At 67.8% G+C, this 25,438-nt stretch carries 23 protein-coding genes and 1 pseudogene; 13 read left to right on the top strand and 11 right to left on the bottom strand.

Translation table 11 applies throughout. The features are described 5' to 3' along the window. Positions 1–51: 51 nt before the first annotated feature. From OHN74_RS42750 to OHN74_RS42740, 3 genes are all read right to left on the bottom strand, one after another. Complete coding sequence (locus OHN74_RS42750) at positions 52–786, bottom strand: Crp/Fnr family transcriptional regulator (RefSeq protein ID WP_327692405.1); 735 nt, start codon at positions 784–786, stop codon at positions 52–54. A gap of 1,423 nt (positions 787–2,209) precedes the next feature. After that, entirely contained in the window at positions 2,210–2,650 is a 441-nt protein-coding gene (locus tag OHN74_RS42745) for a DinB/UmuC family translesion DNA polymerase (protein ID WP_327692406.1), read from the bottom strand. Next, entirely contained in the window at positions 2,647–3,174 is a 528-nt protein-coding gene (locus OHN74_RS42740; protein WP_327700463.1) for a hypothetical protein, read from the bottom strand. Before OHN74_RS42740 ends, OHN74_RS42745 begins: the two co-directional genes overlap by 4 nt. A 47-nt stretch (positions 3,175–3,221) precedes the next feature. Here OHN74_RS42740 and OHN74_RS42735 point away from each other — a divergent pair. The 4 genes and pseudogenes from OHN74_RS42735 to OHN74_RS42720 all read left to right on the top strand — a co-directional run. Then, positions 3,222–3,702: pseudogene (locus OHN74_RS42735) on the top strand (HNH endonuclease family protein); the annotation flags it as partial. 61 nt (positions 3,703–3,763) lie between these two features. After that, entirely contained in the window at positions 3,764–5,296 is a 1,533-nt protein-coding gene (locus tag OHN74_RS42730) for a hypothetical protein (RefSeq protein ID WP_327692407.1), read from the top strand. A 180-nt stretch (positions 5,297–5,476) separates the two neighbouring features. After that, complete coding sequence (locus tag OHN74_RS42725; protein WP_327692408.1) at positions 5,477–5,908, top strand: hypothetical protein; 432 nt, start codon at positions 5,477–5,479, stop codon at positions 5,906–5,908. A 72-nt stretch (positions 5,909–5,980) separates the two neighbouring features. Beyond that, positions 5,981–6,472, top strand: coding sequence for a hypothetical protein (locus OHN74_RS42720; RefSeq protein WP_327692409.1), 492 nt, complete (start codon positions 5,981–5,983; stop codon positions 6,470–6,472). A 501-nt stretch (positions 6,473–6,973) separates the two neighbouring features. Here the strand turns inward: OHN74_RS42720 and OHN74_RS42715 are convergent. The 4 genes from OHN74_RS42715 to tap form a co-directional block, all read right to left on the bottom strand. Continuing rightward, complete coding sequence (locus OHN74_RS42715; RefSeq protein ID WP_327692410.1) at positions 6,974–7,945, bottom strand: HNH endonuclease; 972 nt, start codon at positions 7,943–7,945, stop codon at positions 6,974–6,976. A 429-nt stretch (positions 7,946–8,374) separates the two neighbouring features. Beyond that, positions 8,375–9,244: an AraC family transcriptional regulator gene (locus OHN74_RS42710; protein WP_327692411.1), complete on the bottom strand. Its 870-nt coding sequence runs from the start codon at positions 9,242–9,244 to the stop codon at positions 8,375–8,377. Positions 9,245–9,448: 204 nt separating this feature from the next. Further along, on the bottom strand, positions 9,449–10,006 hold the full coding sequence (gene tpg / locus OHN74_RS42705) for a telomere-protecting terminal protein Tpg (RefSeq protein WP_327692412.1): 558 nt from the start codon (positions 10,004–10,006) through the stop codon (positions 9,449–9,451). Between the two features lie 6 nt (positions 10,007–10,012). Beyond that, complete coding sequence (gene tap / locus OHN74_RS42700; RefSeq protein ID WP_327692413.1) at positions 10,013–12,199, bottom strand: telomere-associated protein Tap; 2,187 nt, start codon at positions 12,197–12,199, stop codon at positions 10,013–10,015. Positions 12,200–12,456: 257 nt separating this feature from the next. Here tap and OHN74_RS42695 point away from each other — a divergent pair, with 257 nt between their 5' ends. Further along, positions 12,457–12,894 carry a hypothetical protein gene (locus OHN74_RS42695; protein ID WP_327692414.1) on the top strand — a complete coding sequence of 146 codons (438 nt, stop codon included), beginning with the start codon at positions 12,457–12,459 and terminating at the stop codon, positions 12,892–12,894. 228 nt (positions 12,895–13,122) lie between these two features. On the opposite strand, the gene OHN74_RS42690 is transcribed toward OHN74_RS42695, so the two are convergent. After that, entirely contained in the window at positions 13,123–14,511 is a 1,389-nt protein-coding gene (locus OHN74_RS42690) for a hypothetical protein (protein ID WP_327692415.1), read from the bottom strand. Between the two features lie 504 nt (positions 14,512–15,015). Here OHN74_RS42690 and OHN74_RS42685 point away from each other — a divergent pair. The 4 genes from OHN74_RS42685 to OHN74_RS42670 all read left to right on the top strand — a co-directional run bounded on the left by OHN74_RS42685 (position 15,016) and on the right by OHN74_RS42670 (position 19,423). Beyond that, positions 15,016–16,128, top strand: a complete 1,113-nt coding sequence (locus tag OHN74_RS42685; protein WP_327692416.1) for an FxsB family cyclophane-forming radical SAM/SPASM peptide maturase — start codon at positions 15,016–15,018, stop codon at positions 16,126–16,128. A 52-nt stretch (positions 16,129–16,180) separates the two neighbouring features. Next, positions 16,181–17,623 carry an aKG-HExxH-type peptide beta-hydroxylase gene (locus OHN74_RS42680; protein ID WP_327692417.1) on the top strand — a complete coding sequence of 481 codons (1,443 nt, stop codon included), beginning with the start codon at positions 16,181–16,183 and terminating at the stop codon, positions 17,621–17,623. A gap of 550 nt (positions 17,624–18,173) precedes the next feature. Further along, positions 18,174–18,797, top strand: a complete 624-nt coding sequence (locus OHN74_RS42675; RefSeq protein WP_327692418.1) for a hypothetical protein — start codon at positions 18,174–18,176, stop codon at positions 18,795–18,797. A 155-nt stretch (positions 18,798–18,952) separates the two neighbouring features. Further along, on the top strand, positions 18,953–19,423 hold the full coding sequence (locus OHN74_RS42670; protein ID WP_327692419.1) for a hypothetical protein: 471 nt from the start codon (positions 18,953–18,955) through the stop codon (positions 19,421–19,423). Here OHN74_RS42670 and OHN74_RS42665 read toward each other — a convergent pair. After that, the gene (locus OHN74_RS42665) at positions 19,395–20,111 is read right to left on the bottom strand and encodes an IS5 family transposase (RefSeq protein ID WP_327699934.1); all 717 of its coding nucleotides are present in this window, start codon (positions 20,109–20,111) and stop codon (positions 19,395–19,397) included. The genes OHN74_RS42670 and OHN74_RS42665 overlap by 29 nt on opposite strands. Before the next feature lie 638 nt (positions 20,112–20,749). After that, positions 20,750–21,334, bottom strand: a complete 585-nt coding sequence (locus tag OHN74_RS42660) for a hypothetical protein (protein ID WP_327699933.1) — start codon at positions 21,332–21,334, stop codon at positions 20,750–20,752. An 82-nt stretch (positions 21,335–21,416) separates the two neighbouring features. Here OHN74_RS42660 and OHN74_RS42655 point away from each other — a divergent pair, with 82 nt between their 5' ends. The 4 genes from OHN74_RS42655 to istB all read left to right on the top strand — a co-directional run bounded on the left by OHN74_RS42655 (position 21,417) and on the right by istB (position 24,260). Continuing rightward, positions 21,417–21,629 (top strand): hypothetical protein, encoded by a 213-nt coding sequence (locus OHN74_RS42655; RefSeq protein ID WP_327699932.1) that lies wholly within the window; start codon positions 21,417–21,419, stop codon positions 21,627–21,629. A gap of 81 nt (positions 21,630–21,710) precedes the next feature. Beyond that, the gene (locus tag OHN74_RS42650) at positions 21,711–22,307 is read left to right on the top strand and encodes a DinB family protein (protein WP_327699931.1); all 597 of its coding nucleotides are present in this window, start codon (positions 21,711–21,713) and stop codon (positions 22,305–22,307) included. Between the two features lie 280 nt (positions 22,308–22,587). After that, on the top strand, positions 22,588–23,466 hold the full coding sequence (locus OHN74_RS42645) for a Mu transposase domain-containing protein (protein ID WP_327699930.1): 879 nt from the start codon (positions 22,588–22,590) through the stop codon (positions 23,464–23,466). Beyond that, the gene (istB, locus tag OHN74_RS42640) at positions 23,463–24,260 is read left to right on the top strand and encodes an IS21-like element helper ATPase IstB (protein ID WP_327699929.1); all 798 of its coding nucleotides are present in this window, start codon (positions 23,463–23,465) and stop codon (positions 24,258–24,260) included. Before OHN74_RS42645 ends, istB begins: the two co-directional genes overlap by 4 nt. A 75-nt stretch (positions 24,261–24,335) precedes the next feature. Here istB and OHN74_RS42635 read toward each other — a convergent pair whose 3' ends face one another. Next, positions 24,336–25,076, bottom strand: coding sequence for a class I SAM-dependent methyltransferase (locus OHN74_RS42635; RefSeq protein ID WP_443060528.1), 741 nt, complete (start codon positions 25,074–25,076; stop codon positions 24,336–24,338). Between the last annotated feature and the right edge of the window lie 362 nt (positions 25,077–25,438).

Raw genomic sequence — 25,438 nt, 5'->3', positions numbered from 1 at the left:
TGGTTAGTGGCCAGGCATGTGAGCGGTGCGGATGGCGGGTCCGGTGATGCCCTATGCGCCAGCGGCGCTGTGGTGTAGGGCGTCGAGATCGTGGACGATGAACTTGCGGTACCCCACGTCGATCGTTTCGTCGGTGCGGAGAGAACGGATCGCGTTCTCCACTGAGGAGATACCGAGTTGCAGTGCGGCGGCCAGATCCTTCTGGGACGGGCCGACGATGATGGTGCTGCGTGTGACGGTGGGGTCGGGTACGCCGACGGTCTCGGCGAGATGAGCGAGAAGCATGGCGACGCGCTGGGACGGGGGAAGTGCGAAGGTCGCATAGATCCGCTCGTCCTCGCGGTTGCGGTCCTCAATGCCGCGCAGCAGCGCAAGTTGGACTTCAGGGTGCTGCCGCTGCAGAGCGATCATGTAGCGGGTGCGCCAGGGGATCACGCATGTCTCGGACAGGCATGTGGTGAGCACTGAGGAGTCGGGGTTGATGAGCTTGGCCTCGCCCACGAGTTGGCCGGTTCCCCTGAACCGGGTGATCGTGGGGTCCTTTCCGGGTCCCATGGGGAACCGTTCCTGTCGGAGGCACCCTTGTACGACGATGAAGACACTGCGGTCGTCTGGCCCGAGCGGGAGGGGTTCATTGCGTTCGAAGACGCGGACACGCTGGTCCCACTCGTTGGTCATCATCTGCCAGGTCTTCTGGGGGAGATGGTCCAGAAAGCTTCCTTCTGGCATCTTGTGCCGACCGAGGAGAAGGTCGGTCAGGCGCGGTGCGCGGGCAGTGAAGGTCATCCGTCACTCCCCAGTCCGCGAGGCTCCCGCGTCCTGCCGGGCGCGGAAGAGCAGGTTTCGTGACGGTGCGTCGCTTCCCGGATAGTTTTCCAACAGCCGGTCCAGCGGGACGACGCCGCCGACGATGGCGGTGTGCACGGGTCTGATGTCCTTTGGTCGTTCATGTGGTGGGTACGCCCGCTTTGTTGCGGGCGTACCCGGGTGGTGGGTCCGGCGCCACTCCCCCTGCGCTGGGCAGCCCGGTGTGGTGGGACCGGGCCGCGCACGGCGAGAACGTCAGTTGATAACGCTACCTTGAGCGGCAAGACAATATCCACCCACCCGGTCGCGGTCGGCGAAGATCCCGCTCACCGAGGGCTTTTCACTTTGGTTCCCGCTAACGGCCAATCGGTTTCACGGTGACTTCCGTCACACCGATTCCATAACGTCGCCACCAAAAGAAAGTAATTTAATTGCCGGACTGTCAAATGCAGAATTCCCGGATGTACAGATTCCGCCATCTATCAGATGAGCAGCACGTGGCGCACATGTAAACAAGGCGCAAAAAGGGGAGGTCTCGGAGCACCACACTCACGAGACCTCCCGGGAATGGCCCGGACCCACCAAGGTCAGACCAATGCTCAGTTAACACCATGACCCTGCCGAAGACACGGTGACGCCCTTCTTTTCCACGCCATCCGCCCCACTCGTAGGGCTTGCCCGTGCGTCAGCTGGGGGATCAAACAAGCACAGAGAGCGGGATCACATCATCACAAGGCGTGGGCGTTTTGCTCCGTAAGGGCGATTTACGCTTCTCGTGCCAGAGGGCCCCCAGGCACCGCTCGGACCACATGCGACAACTGTGATCACAAAACATCCGGCCCACCTGGCAAAACAAGGCAAGGGTCCCCTCACTTCCTCGACAGCCCTCGGTCCTTGAAATCTTAAGAATAAATCAATAGCGCCGCGCCGATTATCTACCCCCCCCCCCCCACGCATAGGGGATCAGCGCCAATTAACGGAACATCAAACGGAGGGGATTCCCGTACCCATTTTAAGCAGGATTCCCGCCGTTATCGCTTCGGTTAATACGCCAGCCGAGCACACGACAGATTGTCGATAGATGCCCTTGACCACTTGCGCCCCATTCACGCCCCTCGGGAGGACTCTCGCGCGGCGCACAAACTTTCACGCCGTCAAATTCTTTCTATAGGCGTGCAGTTACCGTCAGGTTCGTCCAGCCGTTACACAAAGTGCTCGCATACGCACCATCCGCCACAGGTTCGCCAGGGGGCGCACGGGGCTCGTAAGGCGCACTTGATCAGCGCTGCGCCCCCTGCAGAACATGGAGGTCGTCTCGGGCACGACAGCCACCGTCGGCGGGTGCCTCGTCGCCCGGACCCGGCCTGACCGTGTCGCCCGCCGACGTATGCGGGCAGCTCGGTCAGGAGACACGCAGAAAGGCGCCAGCCGGTCCGATCACGCCGGGCCCGAACTTGTCGCGGACCCGGTCGGCGGCTTCTTCCGTGATCAGGCGGGCGTCCCGGCCGGGATCGAGGCTGAGCTGCTCGACAACAGCATCGGCACCGACCGCGTCCTCGCCCTTCAGCGTGATCCCCCTCAGTCGCCCGCGCTGGAGACCGGCGGCGTCCATCAGCTGGTAGGCGGCCGTACGCAGGTCGTCCTCGTGCGCCGACGGCTCCCGGAGCCGCCGGCTCTTCTCCCACCGCGCGTCACCGGCGAAGACCAGCCGGAGCGTCACCCCGCGCGCCGCCTGGCCGCGGCGGCGCAGCGTGATGCCGAGCCGTACGACCAGTTCCAGCAGCCGGGCCCGTACCTCTGCCCCATCGAGGCGGTCCCGCCCGAAGCGATGCCCGACACTCACGGATATTGGGAGGGCTCTGGGGGTGACGGGTCGGAGGTCCCGGCCGCGCGCCCGCTCGGAGGCGGTCCGCCCGGCCCGGGCACCCGCTGCACGGTCCCCGCCGGTAGCGCGGCGAGCAGGGCCACGGTGTCGATGCCGTAGCGGCGCAGCGTCGCCGCGTGCTGAGGGCCGATACCGTGCAAAGCCTCCACCGGCAGCGTGGCGAGCCACTCCTCGGTGCTCTCCGGGCTGACCGCCAGGACACCGCCGGGCCCGGTCACCCGACCGGAGGCAGTCGCCGCGACCGTCCAGGAAGTCCCGATCCCGATCCGGAGATCCACCCCGAGAAGGGCGACCGACCTCAGCCGTACGACACCGGCGATCCCGCACTCGTCCATACCGAGGTACCCGACGGCGCCACGGAGTTCGACCAGTGCCGCGCCCGGCGGGATCACCTGCACCACCGGCGAGAACCCGTCCAGCACCTCCAGCACCCGGTGATACCCCTCCTCCGGCAGCCCCACCGGACACCGCACATGCATCACCGACCCCACCCTCCCCGCTCCCGTCCGCTGCCCCGCCATCCCGCACGGTCGACGCCGACCGCGACACCTGCAACACGAGGCAGGAGGTCCTTCTGGAGGAGGCCGTCACCGCCCCCGCCCAGGACGCCAACTGCGTGCTGAGCGGCGGGTCCTGGTAATTCCCCCTACGACGACACCTACTTCACGCAGGCCCGCGCCCTCGACATCGACCACCTGGTTCCCCTCGCCGAATCCTGGGACTCCGGCGCCTCCACGTGGACAGCGGCCGAACGCCAGGCCTACGCAAACGACCTCGGGGACGAGCGCGCCCTGATCGCGGTCTCCGCCACCAGCAACCGGTCCAAGTCCGACCAGGACCCCGCCACCTGGCAGCCCCCAGCGGTCGGCTACCGCTGCACCTACGCCGCCGACTGGATCACCGTCAAAACCCGCTGGAGCTTGACGATCGACCCCGCCGAACAGAAGACGCTCACCGACATCCTCTCCAGCTGTCCGAACAGCCCGATCGAGGTCACCCTCGCCCGCTGACCCGGCCCTCCTCAGGAAAATGCGTCCGGTTCGGCGGGCCGACGCGAGGAGAATCGTGTGTATGGTCCGTTCGTCCAGATTCCCCATCTCCGACCACGAGTACGTCCAGCGGGTCCGCCGTCACCCGCCCAGCTCCCTGCTGCCCCTGATCGCACAGGTGAGCTCGCTGCTGCCGACGAAGGTCGACTGGCAGCAGGACTGGGTGAGGCTGAACCGGCACCGGAGCATCAAGGGGCTGTACCGGCCGTGGGCGTTCGCCGACGCCGCATGGGTGTCACTGACCCGTGGGAACGAGCATCGGCAGCGGCTTGCGGCCATGGACGACCTAGAGGAGATCCATGCCCAGTACGTGGCGCTGGACGACCTCTACCGGCACTTGCCGGTCGGTGATCGGATGTCGGGACTTCTGTTGCGGGTGGCCGGGCAGCAGTTCACCTGGCAGGAGGACGACTTCTCCGAGCTTGCCCGCAGTGTGGCCATGTTGGTCCAGACGGAGCCGACGAAACCGCTGAAGGCCCTCGTCGACGGCTGGGAGCAGGAGGTGCTGGGCTGCCCCGTCTCGGACTACGTGTGGCTGGGGCAGCTGCTGTTCACCGCGGCGACCTACCGGCAGGGCCGGGTCGACCTGGACTGGGTGCCCGAGAACGAGCTCGCCGTGTTCACGGAGCTTACGAGCCGCGCCGCCGTGGAGGCCGTCCTCGAACGGCACTTCGCCACGGGGGCAGAGGAGGAACGCGCCCGTGCTGCCGCAGGACTGATCTCGTCCGACCCGCTGATGCGGAGGTACACGCCCAACCCGCTGCGCTCCAGGCCCCTGGTGAGGGGTTTCGGGTGCGACTACCTGATCCCGGTGACGCCCGCGGCGCTGGGCAAGGTCAGCCCGATGGGCCTCTACTACACAGGGATGGAGCACTTCGGCCCCGGCAGCAAGGCCTTCGAGCTGTTCGCGGGAGACCTGGGCGAGCTGTTCGAACAGTACGTGGGCCGGCATCTGCGGCTGCTCCCGGATGCCGAGGTCCATCACGAGATCGCCTACGGCAAGGGCGGCGGCCAGAACAGCGTCGACTGGATCGTGGTCCTGCCCGGCCTCGTGCTGCTGCTGGACGCCAAGGCGGCCCGGCCCACCGCAGGCCTGCGGCTCGGGCCGCAGGAGACGTTCGGCGAAGAGCTGAATCAGAAGCTGGGCAAGGCCATCGGGAAGCAGATCCCGAACACCGCGAAGCTCATCCGGGAGCGGCACCCGAAGTTCGCCCACATCCCCCACGACCGGCCGATGTTCGGCATCGTGATGACGATGGAGCCGTACCACCTGGTCAACACCCCCGAGTTCCGGCACGTCCTGCCGACCTCGGACGTGCCGACGGTGGTGGCCTCGGCAAGCGAACTGGAGGACGCGGTCGTCGCGACGGACCCCACGCTGGAGGAGGCAGTCCTGGCCCGGATCGAGCAGCCACCTCCCGCCGGATGGTCCCTGCGGGCCCTCGCCGACGGACGGCCCGTCATCAATCCGATCCTGGACGAGGCGTGGGCGCTCTACCCCTGGGGCGCGGAACCCGCCACGCCCCCAGGCAGCGGGGCTTCAGCAGAGTCCTGACCGGGAGCCCCGACAGCGGCCGGCCGCCGGAGGGGGAACTGGCCACCCGTGGCGGTGAACGCGCTCTGGCGGGTGCGGGGCCGTGGCCAGTACGTTCCCGGTGGCCAGACGACCGAGGGGGAGGGCCAAGGGATGAGCGAGCGCGGCGCGTTACTGGGACTGCGGGCCTTGATGTAGGTGGTGATCGCCATCGAGGTGCCGGTGTACCTGGTGTGGCTGGCCCAGGTCGGCTACCTGGCCGGGCAGCAGCTGCCCCGCGGCGACGTCGCGCGGTGGGCGCCGCCCGTGCTGCTGCCTCCGGCTGCCGTGCTGTTCTGCGTGATGGCGGGATGGACCTGGTGGATGAGCGTGATGGCCGGCACCCGTTCCCCGCTGCGGGAGCGGTGGATCGTCGCCTCGCTGGTGTTCGTCGCTGGCTTCTCGGTGTTCTGCGGGGTGGCCTCGGTCGACGACCCGTCGGTTTCGGTGAGCCTGCTGAGCGCCGCCGTGACCGGGCTCGGCATGACCGGGCTGTTCTTCATCCCGGCCGCCGCCTCCCGCCAGCTGCCCGACGTCATCCCCCGGCGCTCCCGGCGTACGGCATCCCCTCCGGGTGAAGCGGACCCGCAGTAGGCCCGGTCGGTCCGATTGCCCGCCGCGCCGGGCGGCGGGCATGCTGCGCGTTCTGGAGATGAAGGGGTGAACGTGTCCGAACACGACGACGCACATGCGACGGAAGCGTCGCTCAGGAAGGCCGTGGAGCAGCTGAGCGGCGATGGGACGCGCAAGGGCGGCGAGGCCGTCCAGGAGGTCGTACAGGCGCCCCATGAGGGCGCCGGGCAGAAGTGGACGCCCGAGCAGGAGACGCAGATCTGGGCCATGGTGGAGCAGATCCGCAAGGTGCGGGACCTGAACCGGCCGGACGCGGGCTGGTGGCGCCGACGCCGGGAGTGGCGGGCCCGGGAACGCCTGGTGGACCTGATGATGACCGGCGGCCCGGAGCTGCTGAACGAGGCGGAACTTCGCCACTGGAAGAGCCACGCGATGGTGGAGCTACTGCTGGAGCTCACCGGCAGTGCGATGAAGAAGGACGACACCACGAAGGCGCTGACCCGGATGGAGACGCTGCAGGCCGCGACGTACGAGGACTGGCAACAGGCCACGAAGACGCTGGCAGACCGGCAGGCCGCCGGCTGACCTTGCGGCGGTGACAAGGGCCCCGAACCGGAGCGCGGTTCGGGGCCTACCTGTGTACGGCACGGGCTACGGGTGTGTCCTGCCCGGAAATTCGGTCGGCGGCTGCGACAATGCATACAGAGGCAGCGGGATGCTGGTTGTGGGCCGATCCGCGTCTGCCTGTCGCCTGGCCGTGGCCGGGTTCGGACCTTGCGAGGTTCCATGTCTCTCAGCGAGTTCGTCGAGGTGTACTGCACCACCGGACAGCTGATCACCATCATCTTCACCTTCTTCAACGGCCGCGGTGGTGGTGGCAACTGAGACTGAACGCTTCCCGCTCCGTGCCGGTCGGCAGGGAGCGGGAAGCACAACGAACCTGTCAGCCATGACGGTGTATCTGCCCTCGTGGAATGCGTAAACGCCTCGTCCCCGGCAACTGAGTTGCCGGTGTGACTGAGTACTTCAGTTGGCCAGTTGAGCGTGCCGTCCAGTGCGCGGCCCGCCGACCCGACTGCCATCGCGTTACCCGACGTTGAGGTCCTGATCCCAGTCCTCGATGGTGCAGTCGCCTGTGTGTACCTGCGCTGGGTCATCGGCGAGGTCCCAGTCGGCCACAAAGGAGAACGTTCCGCTGACCGTAGCGTCGCCTTGCAGGTCGTCCGTCCCGCCCCCGTCTGAGCTGCTGCGGACCACGGACGCTGCGAAGCCTGCTTCGAAGGCGCCCTGGAAGGTGAACTCGACTTGCCCGGCGTAGCGTAGGAAGTCGAGAGAGTCGATGTTGAGGTTGATGAAGTCGCTGGTGGGCGGCCCGGCGGTGATCGGGTCACTCGTATCCATGGACTCGAACCCGGCTGTGACGCGGCTGCGGATCTCCTGGATGAGCTGCACTACCGGATCTTGGAGGACGTCCTCCAGTTCGGCGGCGCACAGGTTCTCCAGGAGTGCGATCGTGAGCCGTCCTCGGTCGTCCAGTGCCACGTCGATGCGCTGCCACAGCCCATCCTCGTCGTCGATGCATACCTCTGCCTCCCGGAACGACCGGTAGTCGCCGATGCCTTGGTCTGTCATCGCCAGGACCCGGACGACCGCGGGGGCGGTGTCCAGGAACTCACGCCGGATGTCGGGTTGGCTGAGATCGGCGGTGGCGGCCTCAAGCACGTGGGCGGCCACCTTGCCCGACCTGCCGAAGTTCTGAACTCGTTTGAGCACGGCAGGACGGCGCTTCTCCGCGCTGGCCAGATAGTTCATCGTGACGCCCGCTTGGCGTATGGAGTTGCTCTTGCCCTCCACTCCGTTGCACGGGCGGCAGATCGGGGCGAGGTTCTGCGGGTCATGGAGGTCGAAATCGGCCCGTAGACCGTAGGCCGTCTTGAGCTCTGCCAGGTCCGCTTCGGTGACGTCCTTGGGGATGATGTGGTCGATCTCGGAGAAGCTGAACTCCACGGGCTTGGTACACCAGTAGCACTTCGAATCCCACGCTTCCCACAAGGCCATACGTAGAACTCTGTTGGCCCGGCCTGCTCGATAGCGGACGACGGTGGCTGTCGTGTGTCCCATGCTCTTCCCCCCAGCAGGCACCAGTTGCGTGAGCAACCGTTGTACCGCAGGTCGTACGAGCGCGCCGACCAGTCCGACGAACGAAGATCTAGACGGCGAGCGCGGGGAGTAAGGTCCCGCGCAGGCCGGGTGGTCCCCCGCCGGGACGGCGGTAGGGGCCTGGGTTTTCAGAGGGGTACCGGCCTGTGAGGTTTCCGTCAGTGGCTCAGGCAGAACAAAGTGCCTCTCTTCCAGCAGATGAAGCTCCTCCTCGATGCCCAAGCCGAGCAGCTCTGCCACAACATCGACACGGAATACTCAACCGGCCAACCCGCACGCTCACTGGCCAACTGAAGCGCTCAACCGCGTTCGATGGTCGATGGTGGGTCACGCTGGTTCGACGGGGAGCCATAGCTCGCACGTCGCGGTGCTGAAATCGTCCGCGCGCTCGAGGACGGAGACGACCGAGGGGCCCGGGCGCAGCCGCCACGGGTTGGAGGGGAACCACTCGGTCGCGGTTGCCGCCCAGGTCGTCTGAAGGGCCTGTGGATGCGGTCCGCTGGTACGGAAGACTGCCCACATGCCAGGTGGTACCTCGATGGTGTCGAGCCCGTCCGGGACCGGTGTGTCCCGGCTGAGGGCGACTCCGTGCAGGTAGGTCAGTTCACTGCCCTCACGGCTGTCGGGATCGAGGTCGTCGGTGACCTGCAGCAGGCCCTTCGGTTCGGTGTCGCTGAGGGCCTTGAGCCGCAGATGCTCCTCCGGCGGCAGCGCGGCGATGTGCTCCTGGATGTGCGGGTTGACGCCCTGGTGAATAAGCGGAACCCGGGTTGCGTGTCCAGCCAGCCGGAATGCAGGGCGGTCGACGAGGCGGGTGTCCATGGGGATACTCCCTTCAACAGTCAGGCGGAACCTGAGCTGCGGTTGTGTGCGCAAGGGGCCTCCATTACGGCGAACGTCACCGGGGCCGACACCGTGGACCGCCCGGAACGCGCGTCCGAACGCCTCGCTCGAGCCGTATCCGTGCCGGACGGCGATACCCAGCAGATCCTCCTTGCCCCGCACGACGTCGGCGGCGGCAACTGTCATCCGGCGCCGCCGCACGTACTCCAACAGCGGCATACCGGCCAACGACGAGAACATCCGACGCAGGTGGTACTCGGTAGTGCCGAGCGCCCTGGCCAACTTGTCGACGTCGAGCTCCTCGACGAGGTGCTCCTCGACAAGATCGACAAGTTGGTTGAGTGCCGAGATCATTAGGAAGCCTCCCTTTCGACTCCCACCCTGGCAGCAGGCACCCCGGCAATACCCGACCGTTGCGATCCGATCCGGTCAGACGCCTGGACTGACGCGGTTCGCCACTTCCGACCTATCGATCTGGGGCTCAACTCGCCGACTCGACCTCTCACTCGCCAACTGAAGCGCTCAGTCACAGTTAGCGGGACTCTCGGGGCTTGGTCACTACAGCTCGATCTGGATGTGCTCCACGTCGGTGAACTCCACGCCCAGGCCGGCCGCCCGGGTGTTGTTGTTCCGGAAGTACATCTCCGCAAGTCCTTTGGCTGCGATGCGCTGGAGCTGCTGCTCGTTGGCGCCGCTGTCGCGGGCCTCGAAGAGGCGGTCCGCCCAGCGGGGCGGCAGGGCCTGGGTGATGTCGCGGATCCGGGCGTCGTCGGTCGTGCCCGGCGCGGCGGTGAATCCGAACCTCGCCCGGGTGGAGACGACCAGACCGCCCGTGCTTGAGGCCTTCTTCTTGGCTTTCGCCCGGATCTGCGGCTGCCACCGCTTCCTGACCTCCCGCTCGATGCGCTCGCGCAGGTCGCGGCGGGGCCGCTTGAACTTGCCCGCGACGTACCGCTCCACGGTGCGCTGGGAGATCCCGAGCGCCTGCGCGGCGGCCTTGGTGCCCTTGAGCTGCTTGACCAGGTACTTCACCTGCGCCTGGGCGCTTTGCGGGATGCGGCAGGCGAACGCCCCTTCCAGCGCCTGGTCCAGGCTGTCCCCGAGCGAGTCGGTCATGGTCGGCTATTCCCCTTCTCCGGCGGTCGGGTCGTTCTTGATGAGGTTGGCGATGTTGAACACCGCGCCGGCTTCCTCGAACTGCTGCTCTGCCCACAGCACGGTCTGGGTGCCCTGGTGCTTGACCATGCCCGGCGAGACCCCGAGCCGGAACGTGCCCGCCGCCAGCTTGCCCTCGTCCGTGTAGGGCAGGACGTCCAGCGGGGACGGGCCCGGGGAGGGGTAGACGATGGCGTCGGTGCCGATCGCGACCGGGTACAGATCGGCCGCGGCGGCGGTCTTCATCAGCTTGCGGTGGATGCCGACCCGCTGGCTCGCGAGCACGGCGGCCCGGATGTCCGGGCGCCACGTCTCCCGCTTGAGTGCCGGCCACGGCTCGTAGTACGCGACCTGGCCCCGGTTGCGCTGGCGCAGTTTGCCGATGCCGCCCTTCGCGGTTGCCTTGATCGCCTTTGCGAGCAGCGCCATCGTCGGGTCGGTGTTCCTCGATCGGGCCATCGCGTCCAGGAACTCCTGGCCGTTCATCGCGGTGGTGACACCGAGGTCGGCCATTGTCGTCACGTACGCCTCGCGCAGCCGCTTGTACCAGGGGTCCAGGTAGCGGCCGGTCTGGGTTCGCACGTGTGCCTCGATCGGTGCGACGTCGAAGCCGAGCTCCACCGCGTACGCGACGGTGGGTGTGGCGTACCAGGCCGGTCCGGTCGGGTGGTCGCCCTTCGGAGTGAACGGGCTCGGGAGCCGGCCGTGGTCGACAGCGCGACCGAACACGCGGGCGAGGTCGACGTGACTCAGGTCGACCAGCCAGGAGCCGGGCAGCGAGGCGTCGAACGTCGGGTTGTTCTTCAGGTGGGTCGGCCCGTTCAGCCCGACCGTGAGGCCGTTCGCGGCTGCGGCGAACGACATGTTGATGTCGATGGCGATCAGGTACGGATTCCGGCACTCGTCATCGGTCAGCGGCCGGCACCAGTCGTACGGCTCCTCCATCAGCATCTCTGCCGGGGTCCGCAGGTGGTGGCGCTCGAACTTCCCCTTGAGGACCGGGTGCTCGTCCGGGACTTCGCACTCCACGACGTCGTACACCGCCGTGAGCGCGTCCGCGTTGAACGCCCGCTCGAAGTTCCCGGTCGACTCGTCCTTCTCCGCGCGGGTCGGCGGGCGCAGCGCGGTCATCAGCTCCAGGCCGGTCGTCGACGCGGTGCCGCGCGGCGTGATCACCAGCTGCGCGTACGTGCCGAGATACCGGGCGAGGTCGGCGGGGTGCATGAACGGGATCTGCGGGTCGTCCTTGTTATCCCACTCCCTGGCGTCCAGCGCGTTCCACGAGGGGATGCACACCTGCACGCAGCGGCGCCAGGAGCCCTCCGGGTCCCGGTAGATCCGCGCCCACGGCCCGAACCCAAGCTGGGTGAGCTGGAGTTCGGCCTTCTTGATCTGCTTGACCACCTTGTGGCTGTCCGGGAGCCGGCCCGCGCGCCGCTCCTCATCCGACAGGGCGGCGGGCAGGCCGTAGCGCTCCAGCGCGGCCGGGGTGAGGACCAGGACCGGGTCGGCGTCACGGCCGTTGCGGTGCAGCCGGGCCTGCCCGAGCCGGGCTTCGGTCAGCGTCCAGTCGACCAGCGCCGGGATCGACTTGGCGGGCACGTCCAGGACCAGGCCGCCGACACAGTACGCCGACACCTGCCCGTCCTCGCAGTCGACGACCGCCAGCGGCCCGTTCTCGAAACGCGCGTCGGCCACGGCCGCCGTTGAAGTGGTGGCCTTCGCGGCCTTCTTCGCGCCCGGGCGCCGTGACGTCGACGACGACCTGGTCGTGCTCGCCGCCGGTCGGGCGGGTGCCTTCGCGGCGGCCGGCGCCGACGGAGCAGGAGCCGCCTCCGGGGCGGGCGCGGCGGTGAACGCTTCCGGCACGGCTGGCTCGTCAGCCGCCTCGATCTCGGGAGCGGGGAAGCGCGCGGCGAGGCCTTCGAGCAGCCGGGCGTAGGCGGCGCGCTTCGGCGGCCGCGGCTCGGTCCGCCCGGTCTCCCAGTTCCCCACCGCCTCCCGGCGCGCGTCCAGCGCCGTGGCGATCTGCGCCTGGCTCAGGCCCGCCGCCTCACGCAGACGCTTGCGCTCTGCGGGGACCGGTAGATCATCCTGCGCGACTTGCTCCAGCAGCGCATCGACAGCACTGAACAGCTCGTTCTCAGTGGACACAGAGGTCACCTCCAATGAACATCATACCTCAATCGCTCCCTTATTCGCGCATTGGATCGCTCATCCAATCGCACATCTCGTCAGATGTAACACGGGGTTGCGAAAGACGTGCAACGGCTTCCTCCCAGATCAGGGCTGCAACAAGGGGGTGTTGCACAGCGGCGTCGGGCACCGCGCTGCGGCATGGCGACGGTGCAGCGCCGGGGCCGACTGCCAGGCTGAGCGCGTCCGGCCCGCAGGTGATTGGGAGATCCGCCGTGTCCGTCACGTTCCGCATCAGGTGCTGCCTGTGCCGCAAGAACATCCCGCTCGCCGGGGACGTCATCGCCCTCGATGGCGAGTGGCAGCGCCGATACGCAGCCATGCACGGCACCCTCGCCTGCGAACGCTGCGCCATCGACTACGGCTGGAACTGCTGCACGACGACCAGAGGCGCCTTCGTCGACGGACACATCGCCGCGCCCGAGGATGAAGACGACGTCGACTCCATCAGCCACCAGCTGGAGCGCGGCACCCACCGCGCCCTGGTGACGCTCTACCCCCGCTCCGGCCTGCTCCAGGGAGCTGAGGCGTACCTGCGCAGCGTGGCCGCCCGCAAGAGCACCGACCCCGAGATCGCCGCAATGTTGCGCACGGCCATCCAGGAGTGGGACGAGCAGCACAGCACTGCCGGCGCCCCGCAGACAACCGGCTGAGGCTGCAGCCGTCCTCTCCGGCTCGGAAGCTACGAGGCCGTTGGCGCGGTGCAGGTCATCGGGCAGTGCTCTCAGCGGTCGCCGCGGGTCTCGTTCACCATGACCGTCCACTGGTCGGGACCCTGACCCGGCTTCGGCGCGGGGCGTCCGTGCACCGGGCGCGGGAAGGCGGAGGGCAACTCCGGGCTCGGCGGGGCCTCATGGTGCCCGGCGTGGAGGCGCTGTGTCCTACCGGCGGAAGCCTCGTCCGGGATCGCGGACGCTGTGGCTACCGAAGGGCTCGAACCAGGCGGCCGTCCTGAGGTCGCCCACACCCATGGACTGGTTCGCTGGGTCCTCCGGGTCTGCGATGCCGCCGAGTTTCGGGTCGAAGAGCATCAGGACGTCGTGGTCCTGGAACAGCAGTTCGGAACAGTCGTCCCAGCTGTAGTCGTCTCCGTGTTCGGGGAGCGTGTGGTGGGGGTCCGTGGGAGGGCGGTCTTCCAGGTGGGTGGGGGCGTCCTCGATGGCCAGGTGCAGGGCCATCTCCTCCGCGGTGCAGGTGGGTTCGGGCCACTTGCCCCGGGCGAGATCTGCGGCCAGGTCGTCGAAGGCGCGCGCCATGCGCCGCCGCCATCGGTGGTCGGCCGTCCAGGTGAGCGTAGGCAGCCGGTCGAAGACTTCCCAGGTGGTGGCGTTGGCGTCCGGCAGGAACTGGTCCCCCAGGCGGTGTGCGTCGTCGTAGGCCTGGTCTGCGAGGAGAACCAGGGCTGTGTGGAGCAGGTCGGCGGTGCGGGGGGTGAGCTGCCAGCCGCACTCCTCGCAGTCGGGGTCCTCGCCCTTGCAGGGGCAGTCCCGGACGGCGAAGAGGGCGGCGAAGTTCGGCGTCTGCTCACCGGCTGTGGGCCTTTTGCGCTGCTGGCGCAGGCGCCATCCGTGGACGAACCGGGTGACGACGGGCGCTGCGCTCCAGTCGGCCAGTTCGTCGCCGTCTTCGATGCTCAGCACCTCTGCCGAGCTTTGGTCTTCCAGCGTCTGGCTGCCGGTGACGTCGCTGTCCTCGGTGAGGGTGATCACGGCGCCGGCCAGGTCGCGTGGGTCGTCGTCGCCGAGTTCGGACGCCGGCAGCGGCTCCCAGCCGCGGCGGGCAGCGGCGTGAAGGAGCGCGTCTTCGTCGGTGATGTGGAACTCGCGCAGGTGGGTGATCCGCACGACCTTCCCCGGCAGGTCCTTAAGCCGGGAGTGGCCCGCCGCTGCGGGCGCTGCCGAGGAATCCGGTTCGTCGTCGAACGGCTCCGGGTCCGGGTCCGTCGCCGTGAGCAGGGTTCCGGGTTCCGCGGGCCAGGTCCCGCTCGCGGCTCGCGTGACGGCCTCGCGCAGGGAGCCGGCCGGTGCATCCGGCATCTGAGCCGTGAGAGCGGTCAGTTCGTCGTCGACGGCTGCGGCGTCACGCAGCGCCAGGACCCGGCGCAGAATGCCTGTCGCCTCGAAGGCGTGCTCGGGGTTTTTGCAGGTCAAAACGGCGGTCAGGGAACTGGGCCCGTAGTCGTGCACCAGCAGGGCCAGCACCCGACTCTTGCTGGAGGTGTGTTCGCACAGGAAGTCGATGGCCCGGGCCACGGACAGCGATGACGTCATCGCGGGACTCCAAAAGGGGAAGAACGCGGGGCGCACCGGACGGGCGGCGCACGCGCACAGACAGGAACCCGCTGGTGAACACGGTGCGGCCGCGTCCCCGGACGGTGAAAGAGGCAAGTTGGGATGCCAGTTGGTGTCCTCGCTACGAACGATGACCCTGACTCGGCTGACACAGACACTACCCGTGCCTGGCGGCGCGTACCCCGGACATCTGTAAAAGAGCGGGATCTGCCGGGGCACCGCCACCGCCCGCCAAAGGTCAACTCGGAGCAACGAAAGAGCGCCACGCTGCGGTAGGAGGTCGTGCAGCGTCTGTAACGACGGCGCGATGCAACACCCCGGCCGAACAGGTTGGCTCATCGTCCTACGGCTGCTGACCAGCCTGGACGGCGAAACGCACGGGAAGGCCCTCAAGATCCTCCCCGCAGCCCGACCAGTTCCCGATCCTTCTGCCGTGTGCAGACGCCGGTCCGCGCCCAAACGGTACGGCCTTTTCGTGAATGGGTGGTCAAGGTCGCTCAGCAGTGCAACCTGGCCTGCGACCACTGCTACGTCTACGAGCTGCAGGACACCAGCTGGCGGCACAAACCCGGTGTGATCACGGAGGAGTCGGCCGTCCGGCTCGCCGAGCGGATTGCCGAGCACGCCCGGGCCCACGCTCTGCCCGAGGTCCGCGTCGTGCTGCACCGCGGGGAGCCGCTGCTCGCCGGGAGACAGCGAATCGAACACATCGTCTCAGCCCTGAGGGCCACGCTGCAGGCAGTGTCGCGCTGTGATACCTCACTACAGCGCAACGGGACACTCCTCGATCCTGAGTGGTTGGATCTGTTCCGCCGGTACGGGGTGTCGGTGGGGGTCAGCCTCGACGGCGACCGCACGGCGAACGACCGCCATCGGCGTTCCAGGAACGGCCGGAGTAGCTACACCGCAGTTCTGAAAGGGCTGGAACTGTTGAGGCGACCGGAGAACAGAGCGCTGTACAGCGGTCTGCTCTGCACGGTGGACATAGCCAACGATCCGGTGGCGGTGTACGAGGAGCTGCTCTCGCACGAGCCCCCGATGATCGACTTCCTCCTCCCCCACAGCACATGGGAGCACCCGCCGCCAGGCCACGACACCGCGGCGACGCCCTACGCCGACTGGCTCCTGGCCGTCTTCGAGCGCTGGTACACCGCGCCGGTCAGGGAGACGGGGATCCGTCGCTTCGAGCACATCATGGAACTGTCGCTCAGCGGCCGGCTCCCGTCGGCGCCCGTGGTCTCCGACTTCATCGTGGTGGAGAGCGACCTGTCGGTGGAACTCCCCGACAACCTCAAAGCCGCCTACGACGGCGCCGCGGCGACCGAACTGAACCTGCTCGACCACGACTTCGACACGGTGGCGCGTCATCCGGGTGTGGTGACGGCCCGAGGAGCGCAACCGGTCCCGCTCGCCGCCGACTGCCTCGACTGTCCCGTCGTCCGGCTGTGCGGCGGAGGACTGCGGACCCACCGCTACCGCCCGCGCAACGGATTCGACAATCCGAGCGTCTTCTGTGCCGATCTCGGCCGGCTCACCACGCACATCCGGGACCGTGTGGTGGCCGACGTCAGGGAGCTGTTCGGGAGGGCCTCGTGACCGAACCCATGGCGTTACGCATGACGGCCGAGGACTTCCCGAGCGGGATCCGGTGCTGCTGACCGAGACCCTGCTCCACGAAACGAACCACGTAGCCCTGGCGGCGCTGACCGACCTGGTCGACCTGACCGACCCGCAGGACCGGACCCGGCACCGGGTGGGCTGGCGCCCCGATCCCCGGCCGTTGGGCGCCGTGTTCACCGGGACACACGCCCACATCGGCGTGCTGGAGTTCTGGTCGCGCGTCTACCACACGCTCGACGGCGCACCGGCCCGCGCGGCCGAGGCACGGCTGCACCAGTACGGACGGCAGGTGGCCGCGGCTCTGCGGGGCCTGTGGCGCAACGAGGCCGCTCTGACGTCCCGGAGAACCTACTTCCTCGAATGCATGACCGACGAGGCGGAGTTGCACGGCTTCCCTGTGCGCGGACCTCGCGTGATCCACCCATCCGTGAGATCGGGCGTCATGGGACGCACCCCCTCTCGGGTCGACCAACAGTGCGGTAAGCAGCGGTTCCGCCGTCGTGCAGAGCGCGGGCGGTGCGGTCGATCAGGAGGAGGAGAGGGCGTGGGCGGAAAAGGTCGCGCGGCGGTGCGCCTGCAACGAGCCGTGGAACTGCCGGGTGTGGCGGGAAGACGGCCGACGAGACGACACCGGGGGCGGATCCACTATGAGGATGCGGTGGCACGACGGAGACGCGACGGCGCGGCGGGTGGTCGCGGGCGCGCGGGAGGCGGCGGCAGGCGGCACGCTCCCGGCCTCTGTCCGGCGCAGCCCGAGGCTGCCCGCGCCATGGGGCCGTGCCAGGCAATTGGAGTCACCGTGAGCCACTTCTATCTGAGTCACGTTCGCACCGTCGACGAGGAGTGGGTCGCGTCGTTCTTTCACGACCTCTGCCGGGTCGTCGCTGAGCGCACCGGGCGCTCCCCGGAGGTCGTGGGCGTCCACGGGAAACCTCACTCGCCGGACGTGTCGGCGGATCTGCTGGCCCGGTCCACCGTCCTGGTCGTGCTCCACTCACCGCGCTACTTCAGCCAGTCCTACTGCCGGGCCGAGCTGTCCTACTTCCAGCGCCGGCTCAGCATGCAGCGGTCCAGGACCGGCCGCAGTGCCGACGCGGTCATCCCCGTCATGTGGGAACCCGACCCCGCCCACCCGCTGGACGCCGTCGCCCCGCAACTGCCCCTGCGCGCCCGGTCGGACGCTTTCAGCGCGACGGACTGCACCTCGGCAACCCCCGCACCGGCTTCGCGAACCCACCGTCTGCTGCGCCGTGTTCTGGGTCTTGTCCCGCTGTCGACCACCGTTTCGCCGGAACCTGTCGACGGCTTCGGTGGCGTCGGCAAGACACAGATCGCGCAGGAGTACGTCCACAGTCATCATTGGGAGCGCGAGGAGGGCAACGGCGCGTCAGCGAGCAGGCTGTGGTCCCCCGAGCCTGCCAATTCTCCGCATGGGGCCAAGTTTTGGGGCGTCGGCGTGAACCCCCGATAGATCGTCGTTGACACGAAGCGAGGTGAACGCGTAGCTCCCCAGGTCCTACGATGCGCCGTCATCAGACCTTGTTCTCCAGGTTAGGGAAGAGGCCCAACGCTGTGAAGGTCCTGCGCCATGTCGGTGATTCGAACCGCCGACGTGGCAGCCCACGTCTCGGGAAGCGTCCCGTTCGCTTCGAGTCGAATGGGGCCCCGGGCCGTCACCGGTAATGGGAAGCCGTCGCCGACCGAGCCGCTTCCCGCCCGGTACACCGCCTCATCGCCTCAGCCCGAACTACGCAAGGACACCCGCCGCTCCCCAGGATTCTCAGGCCACCAAGGAGCGGCGGGGCCCACACCAGACCCAACCCCCTGCAGGGAGGCAGGCCGTGTCAGGCCAGCATGCCATTTCAACCAAGGACGTCAGTACCTCAGGCCTTGATGGGCGCCGACCTCGCTCAGCTCCCGCGGACGCTGGTCCTTCTACCCGCAAGGCGCACGAGGGCTGGCCCGCACTGTCCCTGTGGGGCAGGCGCCTGATCGCGACCGCGACGCTAAGTACAGCACTCATGCTGCCGCACCATCCTGCACAGGCACTGCCAGCCGATCAGGTCACGTGGGTCGGCGTCACCTCCCCTGCACCGTGGGCGACGCCTCAGGAGGTTCCGCCTACCGTGCAGTCCCAGTCGTCCGATTGGACCCCCGCTGCCAAGGTCGCGGGCGCCGCTGTACTCGTCGGCGCCGCGGGGACGTGGGGCGTCTTCTGGTTCCACCGCCGGTGGCGCAGGAATGACCAGGCCAACAAGGACGTCGACAAGACCATCGCGGTCCTGGACGAAGTCTCCGTCGAAGCGTGGCGTATCAAGCGCCTCAACGGCAGGGCAAAAGATGATGATCTCGGCAAATTGGCGGACCTGATCCCCGGCATCGAGCACTCCACCACACAGCACCAGGACACCCTGCACGAACACCTCACCCACGTGAACAACTTGATGACGGCTCTGGTGAGCAACCCCGTGGAACTCGACACTGTCGAGAGCGTGCTCATCGCTTCAGCCGCCCTCGCCGACGTCCCCGAACCGATGCGCCTCGCCCATCTCGCCGAGCGCATCGGCCTCCAGATCCAGACAGTCGATCAACTGATCACGGCAGTCACCAACGCCACCACCGGAGCAAAACGACTCCGCAAATGAAGCGTGAATGGGCGACTGTTTGGGCGTCCGTGGCTCAGAAGCCATCCGCTTTCCGAACGTGATCGGTTGGCTCGGGGTGGGTGGGCATGATCTCCGGCCGGAGGCGGGAGAGATGGGCGTGGTTCGTCCGCTCGTCTGGCTCGTGGAGGTGGCTGGTGGCGTCGGTGCTTGGTCTGCTGGAGGCCCGGGAGAAGAAGGTCCGGGAGGAGATTGCGCGGTTGCGGGAGGAGGCCGAGCGGGTGCAGGCTGCGCTCGGGGCGGCGGAACGCGCGCTTGAGCGGCTGGTGGATGCCCGGGGGACGGTGGCCGAGGTGCTGGCCCAGCCGCCTTCCGCGGTCGCCGAGCCGCAGCGGGGTTCGGTGGCGGGATCGCCGGTGCCGCACCGGACCGACGGCATGGCGGCGTCGGTCCTCGCGCCGGACTACCAGCGGATTGTGTCGGTGCTGGGGTCGGAAGCGGGCCGGGAGGGCATGCGCTGCCAGCAATTGGCCGTCGCGTTGGGGTTGGAGGCGGTCCCGGCGAAGGTGGAGGGGCTGAGGTCGAAGGCGAAACGCCTGGTGGAGCGGGGGTGGGCCCTGCAGGTGCGACCGGGGGTGTTCACCACGCTCGCGGTGCCGGCCGGCTGAAGCCGGCTGGACGGTGTCCGGCCAGGCGGCTGCTCATGAGCATGGCCATCGACCACAGCACCATGGCTTCGTGCATGGCGGGCAGTGTCTCGTAGTCGCGCGCCAGGCGGCGCGAGCGCATCAGCCAGCTGAGGGTTCTTTCCACCACCCACCTGCGTGGCAGCACCACGAACCCCGTGGTGTCGTCAGTGCGTTTGACGATCTGAAGGGTGAGCCGGAGCTCCTCGGCCGCCCAGTCGACGAGCCGGCCTGCATAGCCGCCGTCCGCCCACACCAGTCGGATGGAGAAGTACTGCCGTCGCAGCCGCTCGAGCAGAGGGACGGCGGCGTCGCGGTCCTGGATGCTTGCCGCGGTCACCGCGACGGCCAGGACCAGGCCGAGGCAGTCCACCACCAGATGCCGCTTTCGGCCGCCCACCTTCTTCCCGCCGTCCCACCCGGACGTCGATCGCGGGATGTTCGCCGCCGCCCGCACCGACTGCGAGTCCACGATCGCGGCCGTCGGGTCCGGCAAGCGGCCATCCTTCTCCCGGACGCGGTCGCGCAGCCGATCGTGGAGTTCGGCGAGCAGACCCGTGACCTGCCAGCGGCGGGCGAAGGCATGCACGCGCCGATACGGAGGGAAGTCTGCGGGCAGATTGACCCACTTCACGCCGTTGTCCACGACATAGCGGACCGCGTCGAGCATCACGCGGTGGCAATAGCCCTCCGGCCGCCCGCCCCGCCCCGCCCCTCCAGCCAGGCCGGAACCGGAAGCAACGGCCGGACGACCCTCCACTCCGCCTCCGTCATGTCGGAGCCATAACTCGGAGTGCGCTCCGGCCCGTCCGCCGCGTTGCCGAACCTGTGCGCGAGGCAGTCACACGACGGTGGCAGCGAGTTGGACTCCACGCACGCGAGCGCGAAAGACTGCGGCAACAGGGCCTCCTGGTACTCGGTTTGGTTCGCACCCCCGAACTACCAAGAGGCCCTGCTCTTATGCGCGTGCCCCCGCGCGACCACCCGATCAGGAATCCTGTTCGACCAGACCAGCCCCGTGATCGATAAGCGGATGGCGTCTGAGACCAGACCCCGCTCAGCGGGCACGGCTCGTCGACATCCGCGACAACCTCATCGCCCGCATCTCCGAAGCCCAACGGGAAGGCTGGTTCGGCGAAGTCGAAGGACTCCAGGTCAGCCTCGCCGGAGCAGAGGAGAAACTCACCCAGCTCGACCGCCACCCCACCGTCCACCTCGGTATGCCCGACATCAGCCGCATCGTCGAGCCAACCGTCACGGACCCGAGATCATCAGAAGATGATGCCTGACACCACGACCAGTCATCAATCATCGCCAGCCCGGGTTGTCGGTGGGCAGGAACGTCCCGAAGAGAGATTCGTACTCGTCGCCCGACTCGGTTACCACTACGTGGCCCGGTTCGGTGCTGGCCACTGCCTCCCGCAGCCGGACGACGAGTTCAGGCACGGGAACCTGGCGCAACGACAGAGCCGCAGCAACACGGGCCCGGTGTTCGGTGATCTCGGGTTCATCACGCACCCGGTCCTGCTCAAGGAGCACAGCGGCGTCCTCCATGGCCTCCAAACTCCCGCCACCGGAGAACTTCAGACAGTCCTGCCAGACAGCCAAGCCGGTGATGATCTCCAACGCTGCCTTCAAGTCGCCAGCGATCACACCGCCCTGTCCCTCAGAACTTGCGAACACCACGGGCCGCCGCCCGTCCTCGTCATGGCACAGAAAGAAGGTTCCGCCGGCCCAGTCACCGGCGATGGCGTCCAGCGCGGCACCCGAGGCTGCTCGGACCGCCTCACCGTGATCGTTGCGGAAGATTCCGAACTCGAAAGACGAATGCAGCAGGTCAGCGATGCCGGGGGTGTCCCGGATCAATGCGAGCAAATGATCGGTTGAGGTCACGGCGCGGACCCTAACAGGAGCCACTGACACCGCCCCCGGCCACTCGTTGAGCTAGTTCAGAGAAGCCTGTGTCAGGTGCCCCATGCTCCGGCTGGACCTGGCCCAGGAGCCCCGGCTGCTGGAGATCGAGACCAACACCCACCAGCGCCTGGGAGAGGCCCAGCGGATGCAGTGGCTGGGCGAGGTCGCCGGCCTGCAGGAGAGCCTGCGGCACATCGCCGAGAAGAAGAAGCAGGCCGACCGCCTGCGCCGGCATGCCGAACACGGAGAGGGAGGAACCGGTGCTCTCAGCTGACGACCGCTATCAGGACGTGCCACCCAGGGAGTGCCGGTCGCACGTTGAGCCCACCGGCAGCGCATGACAGGCTCGTACGCCATGATCGATGATTTCGCGAAAGAGTACCTGCACAGCGATCTACGAGAGATGCGCAAGACGATGCTCTGGAAGCTCGACGGGCTCGGCGAGTACGACATCCGCCGGCCTCTGACCTCGACGGGTACCAACCTTCTCGGTCTGGTCAAGCACCTGTCGATCTGGGAGGCCAGGTACTTCGGCGAGGTCTTCAACCGACCGTTCCCCGAGCTTCTGCCCCGGTGGGACGACGCCGGGGAGCGCGGCGCCGACCTGTGGGCGACCGAGCACGAGACGCGCGAGGAGATCACCGACCGCTACCGTCGCGTCTGGGAACACTCAGACGCGACGATCACCGCCCTCGCCATCGACTCCCCTGGCCACGTGCCCTGGTGGCCCCAGCCCAACGTGAAGCTGTTCAACATCCTGGTCCACATGCTCACCGAGACCAGCCGGCACGCAGGACACGCCGACATCCTGCGCGAACAGGTCGACGGCTCGACGGGGACGTCAGCCCAGTACGCGACTCCGCGGCACGACGCGGCTTTTCTGGAAGCCCAGCGCGCAAAGATCGAACGAGCCGCTAAAGCCTTCGTCACTGAACTCGGCCAGGAACGTTAGCCCTTCACGACGCCGCGCGTTCATCCTCGGTAGTGCAGAGAAGCGTCTTCGCCTCCTGCGGCCAGGAGGCGTTCCTCGAAGGCCACGTCCACGCTCTCAGCGTGCTGGGCGGTGTCCCAACCGGCAAGGTCCGCTACGACAACCTCCGCTCTGCGGTCTCCCGGGTGCTGAGCTCGCGTTCCCGCGTGGAGAACGAGCGGTGGACCGCGTTCCGGTCGCACTTCGGCATCGATGCTGCGTATTGCCTGCCGGCATCGAGGGCGCCCATGAGAAGGGTGGGGTGGAAGGGCAGATCGGCTGGTTCCGCCGCAATCACATGGTCCCCGTCCCCGAGGTCGCCTCCCTCGCCGAGCTCAGCGTGATGATCGAGCAGTGGGACGAGGAGGACGAACGGCGCCGGATCGAGTCCCGGCCACGGCCGGTGAGCGAGTACTTCGCCGTTGAACGGCCGCTGCTGCAGCCGTTACCGGCCGAACCCTTCGAGACGGGACGGCTGTTCAGCCTGCGGGTGGACCGCTTCAGCCAGATCAGTGTCCGCACCAATCGCTACTCGGTGCCGGTGCGGCTGATCGGGCGGACGGTGAGAGCCATACTGCACGCGTCCGAGCTGGTGGTCTACGACGGCCAGCGGGAGGTCGCCCGTCATGAACGGCTGATCGCCAAGGGGAAGGCCCGGCTGGATCTGGACCACTACCTGGAAGCCCTGGTCCGCAAGCCTGGCGCGTTTCCCGGGGCCACCGCCCTCGAACAGGCGCGTTCCGCAGGGAAGTTCACGCCCGTCCATGACGCCTGGTGGGAGGCGGCGAAGGCCGCCCACGGCGAGCGGGACGGCACCCGGGCCCTGATCGAGGTCCTACTGATGGGCCGCCACGTCCCCCACGAGCACCTGGTCGCCGGGCTTGCCTCCGCGCTCAGGGCCGGCGCCCTGACCGCGGACGCCGTCGCCCTGGAGGCCCGGAAGGCTGCCGAAGCCGACGAGGTCGCAGCTCCGGTTGTCCCTGCGGAGCCGGAACGGACGAACGTGACCTCGCTGACCGAACGGCGGCTGGCCCAGCTGCCGCCCGACACCCGGCCGCTGCCCTCGGTCGCGGCCTACGACCAGCTGCTGCGAGCCCGGCAGCCAGCCGACCGCCCCGCCGTCCATGGAGAGATGCCGTGACACTCAAACGACACCGCGGGCTGACCGAACAGGCCGCGACCGCCGCCGTCGACCAGGCATGCCGCATGCTCAGGCTGCCCACTATCCGGGCCCAGTTCCCCGAACTGGCCGAAGCCGCCGCCCGCGACCAGATGTCCTATCGCGGCTTCCTCGCCGAACTGCTGATGGCCGAGTGCGACGACCGGGCCCGCCGCCGCTCCGAACGACGCATCAAGGCGGCGCAGTTCCCGCGGGAGAAGTCGCTGCGGGCCTTCGACTTCGAGGCCAACGGGAACGTCGACGCAGCCGTCATTCACACCCTGGCGACCTGCGAATGGGTCAAGAAGGGCCTGCCGCTCTGCCTGATCGGCGACTCGGGCACAGGCAAGTCCCACCTGTTGATCGCGCTCGGCACCGAGGCCGCCATGGCTGGCTTCCGGGTCCGCTACACACTTGCCACCAAGCTGGTCAACGAGTTGGTCGAGGCGGCGGACGAGAAGGTCCTGACCAAGACAATCGCCCGCTACAGACGCGTCGATCTCCTCTGCATAGACGAGCTCGGCTACATGGAGCTGGACCGCCGCGGCGCTGAGCTGCTGTTCCAGGTGCTCACCGAACGCGAGGAGAAGAACAGCGTCGCCATCGCCTCCAACGAATCTTTCGGCGGCTGGACCAAAACGTTCACCGATCCGCGACTCTGCGCGGCCATCGTCGACCGCCTCACCTTCGGCGGGAACATCATCGAGACCGGCACCGACTCCTACCGCCTCGCCAGCACCAGGGCGGCCCGAGGACAGGACATCGCCGCGAACTGATCACTTCTGGCGCACCGCCGTGACCGGCCCTTTCTCGCAGGCTTGAGTGTGCAGTCAGACGGCTCGCGCCTGGTCCTACAGGTCGGCCACGAGCAGCCGGTAGCCGGCATCGAGGGCTTCGCGGTCGAGCAGGTCGGCATGGCGTTGGTGCCACCGGCCGGAGGACAGGTCGTCTGAAAGCCGGGCCAAGCCCGGCTGGAGGACTTCGTCACTGGTCTGGGCGAACAGCGAGATACCGGCCCGCACTTCCGGGTCGAGGTATGCCTCGGGTCGGCGCCAGAAGGCGGCGAGGAATCCGTCGGTGCAGTCGTGCGGGATGGGGACGGTTTCGATGCGGGCGCCTCCCAGCAGCGTGGCCAAGCGGTCGACCGCGACGGCACGTGTGTTATCGAAAGCGGCTGCTTCGGGCAGGTACTCCTCCAGCAGCCAGAACCTGTGGTTGATGTCGGGGTCGAAGGTGAGGACGACGATCCGCTGCCGGGCGATGCGGAGGAGTTCGCCGATGCCGGCTTCCAGGTCGCTCCAGTGGTGCACGGTCAGGAGGGCCATCGCCGCATCGGCCGAGTCGTCGGCGAGAGGGATCGACTCCGCGGATGCTTCCAGGGCCGGTGCGGACCCGGCTGGGCGCTGGGCGATCATCACTGAGCTGGGTTCAACAGCCAGCACCGTGTGTGACGGTTCGTAGGAGCCGGTGCCGGCTCCTACGTTGATCACACTGGTGGCACCATCGAGGGCTTGATGGATCCTGGCGGCGATTCGGAGGTCCGGTCGCCGGGTGTCAGCGTAGGTCGCACCGATGCTGTTGTAAGTCGCCACACCGCACAGTATGCGCTTCCCGCTGACACCGGGAAGAGCTCGCAGCGTTGTCAGTTCTCATCGATATTTTCGAGCTGTCTGATCGCCAACTGTTACCCGAAACCGTCGACAAACGTTGCCCGCTTCCACCGACGAAACCACGAGTGCCTTCCTGGCAAGCACCGGGAGCTGAAGCCCCAGATCGACGGAGACCGACTCGGCGGCGATGGGACGGGAAAAATCTGGCTTAGGACCCCGACGGGAGGTCAGAAGATCTAACCCTTGCCCCTGACTGTCAGCCGACATCGACTCCAGCCAGCTCCGGAGTTGCCGTAACGGCACGGTGGACGGCGGCCAGCCTCTCGCTCAAGAAAGGCGGAGTA

This window comes from Streptomyces sp. NBC_00459 (assembly GCF_036013955.1).
Classification (GTDB): Bacteria; Actinomycetota; Actinomycetes; order Streptomycetales; family Streptomycetaceae; genus Streptomyces.
This window is presented reverse-complemented; position numbering and strand designations above follow the sequence as displayed.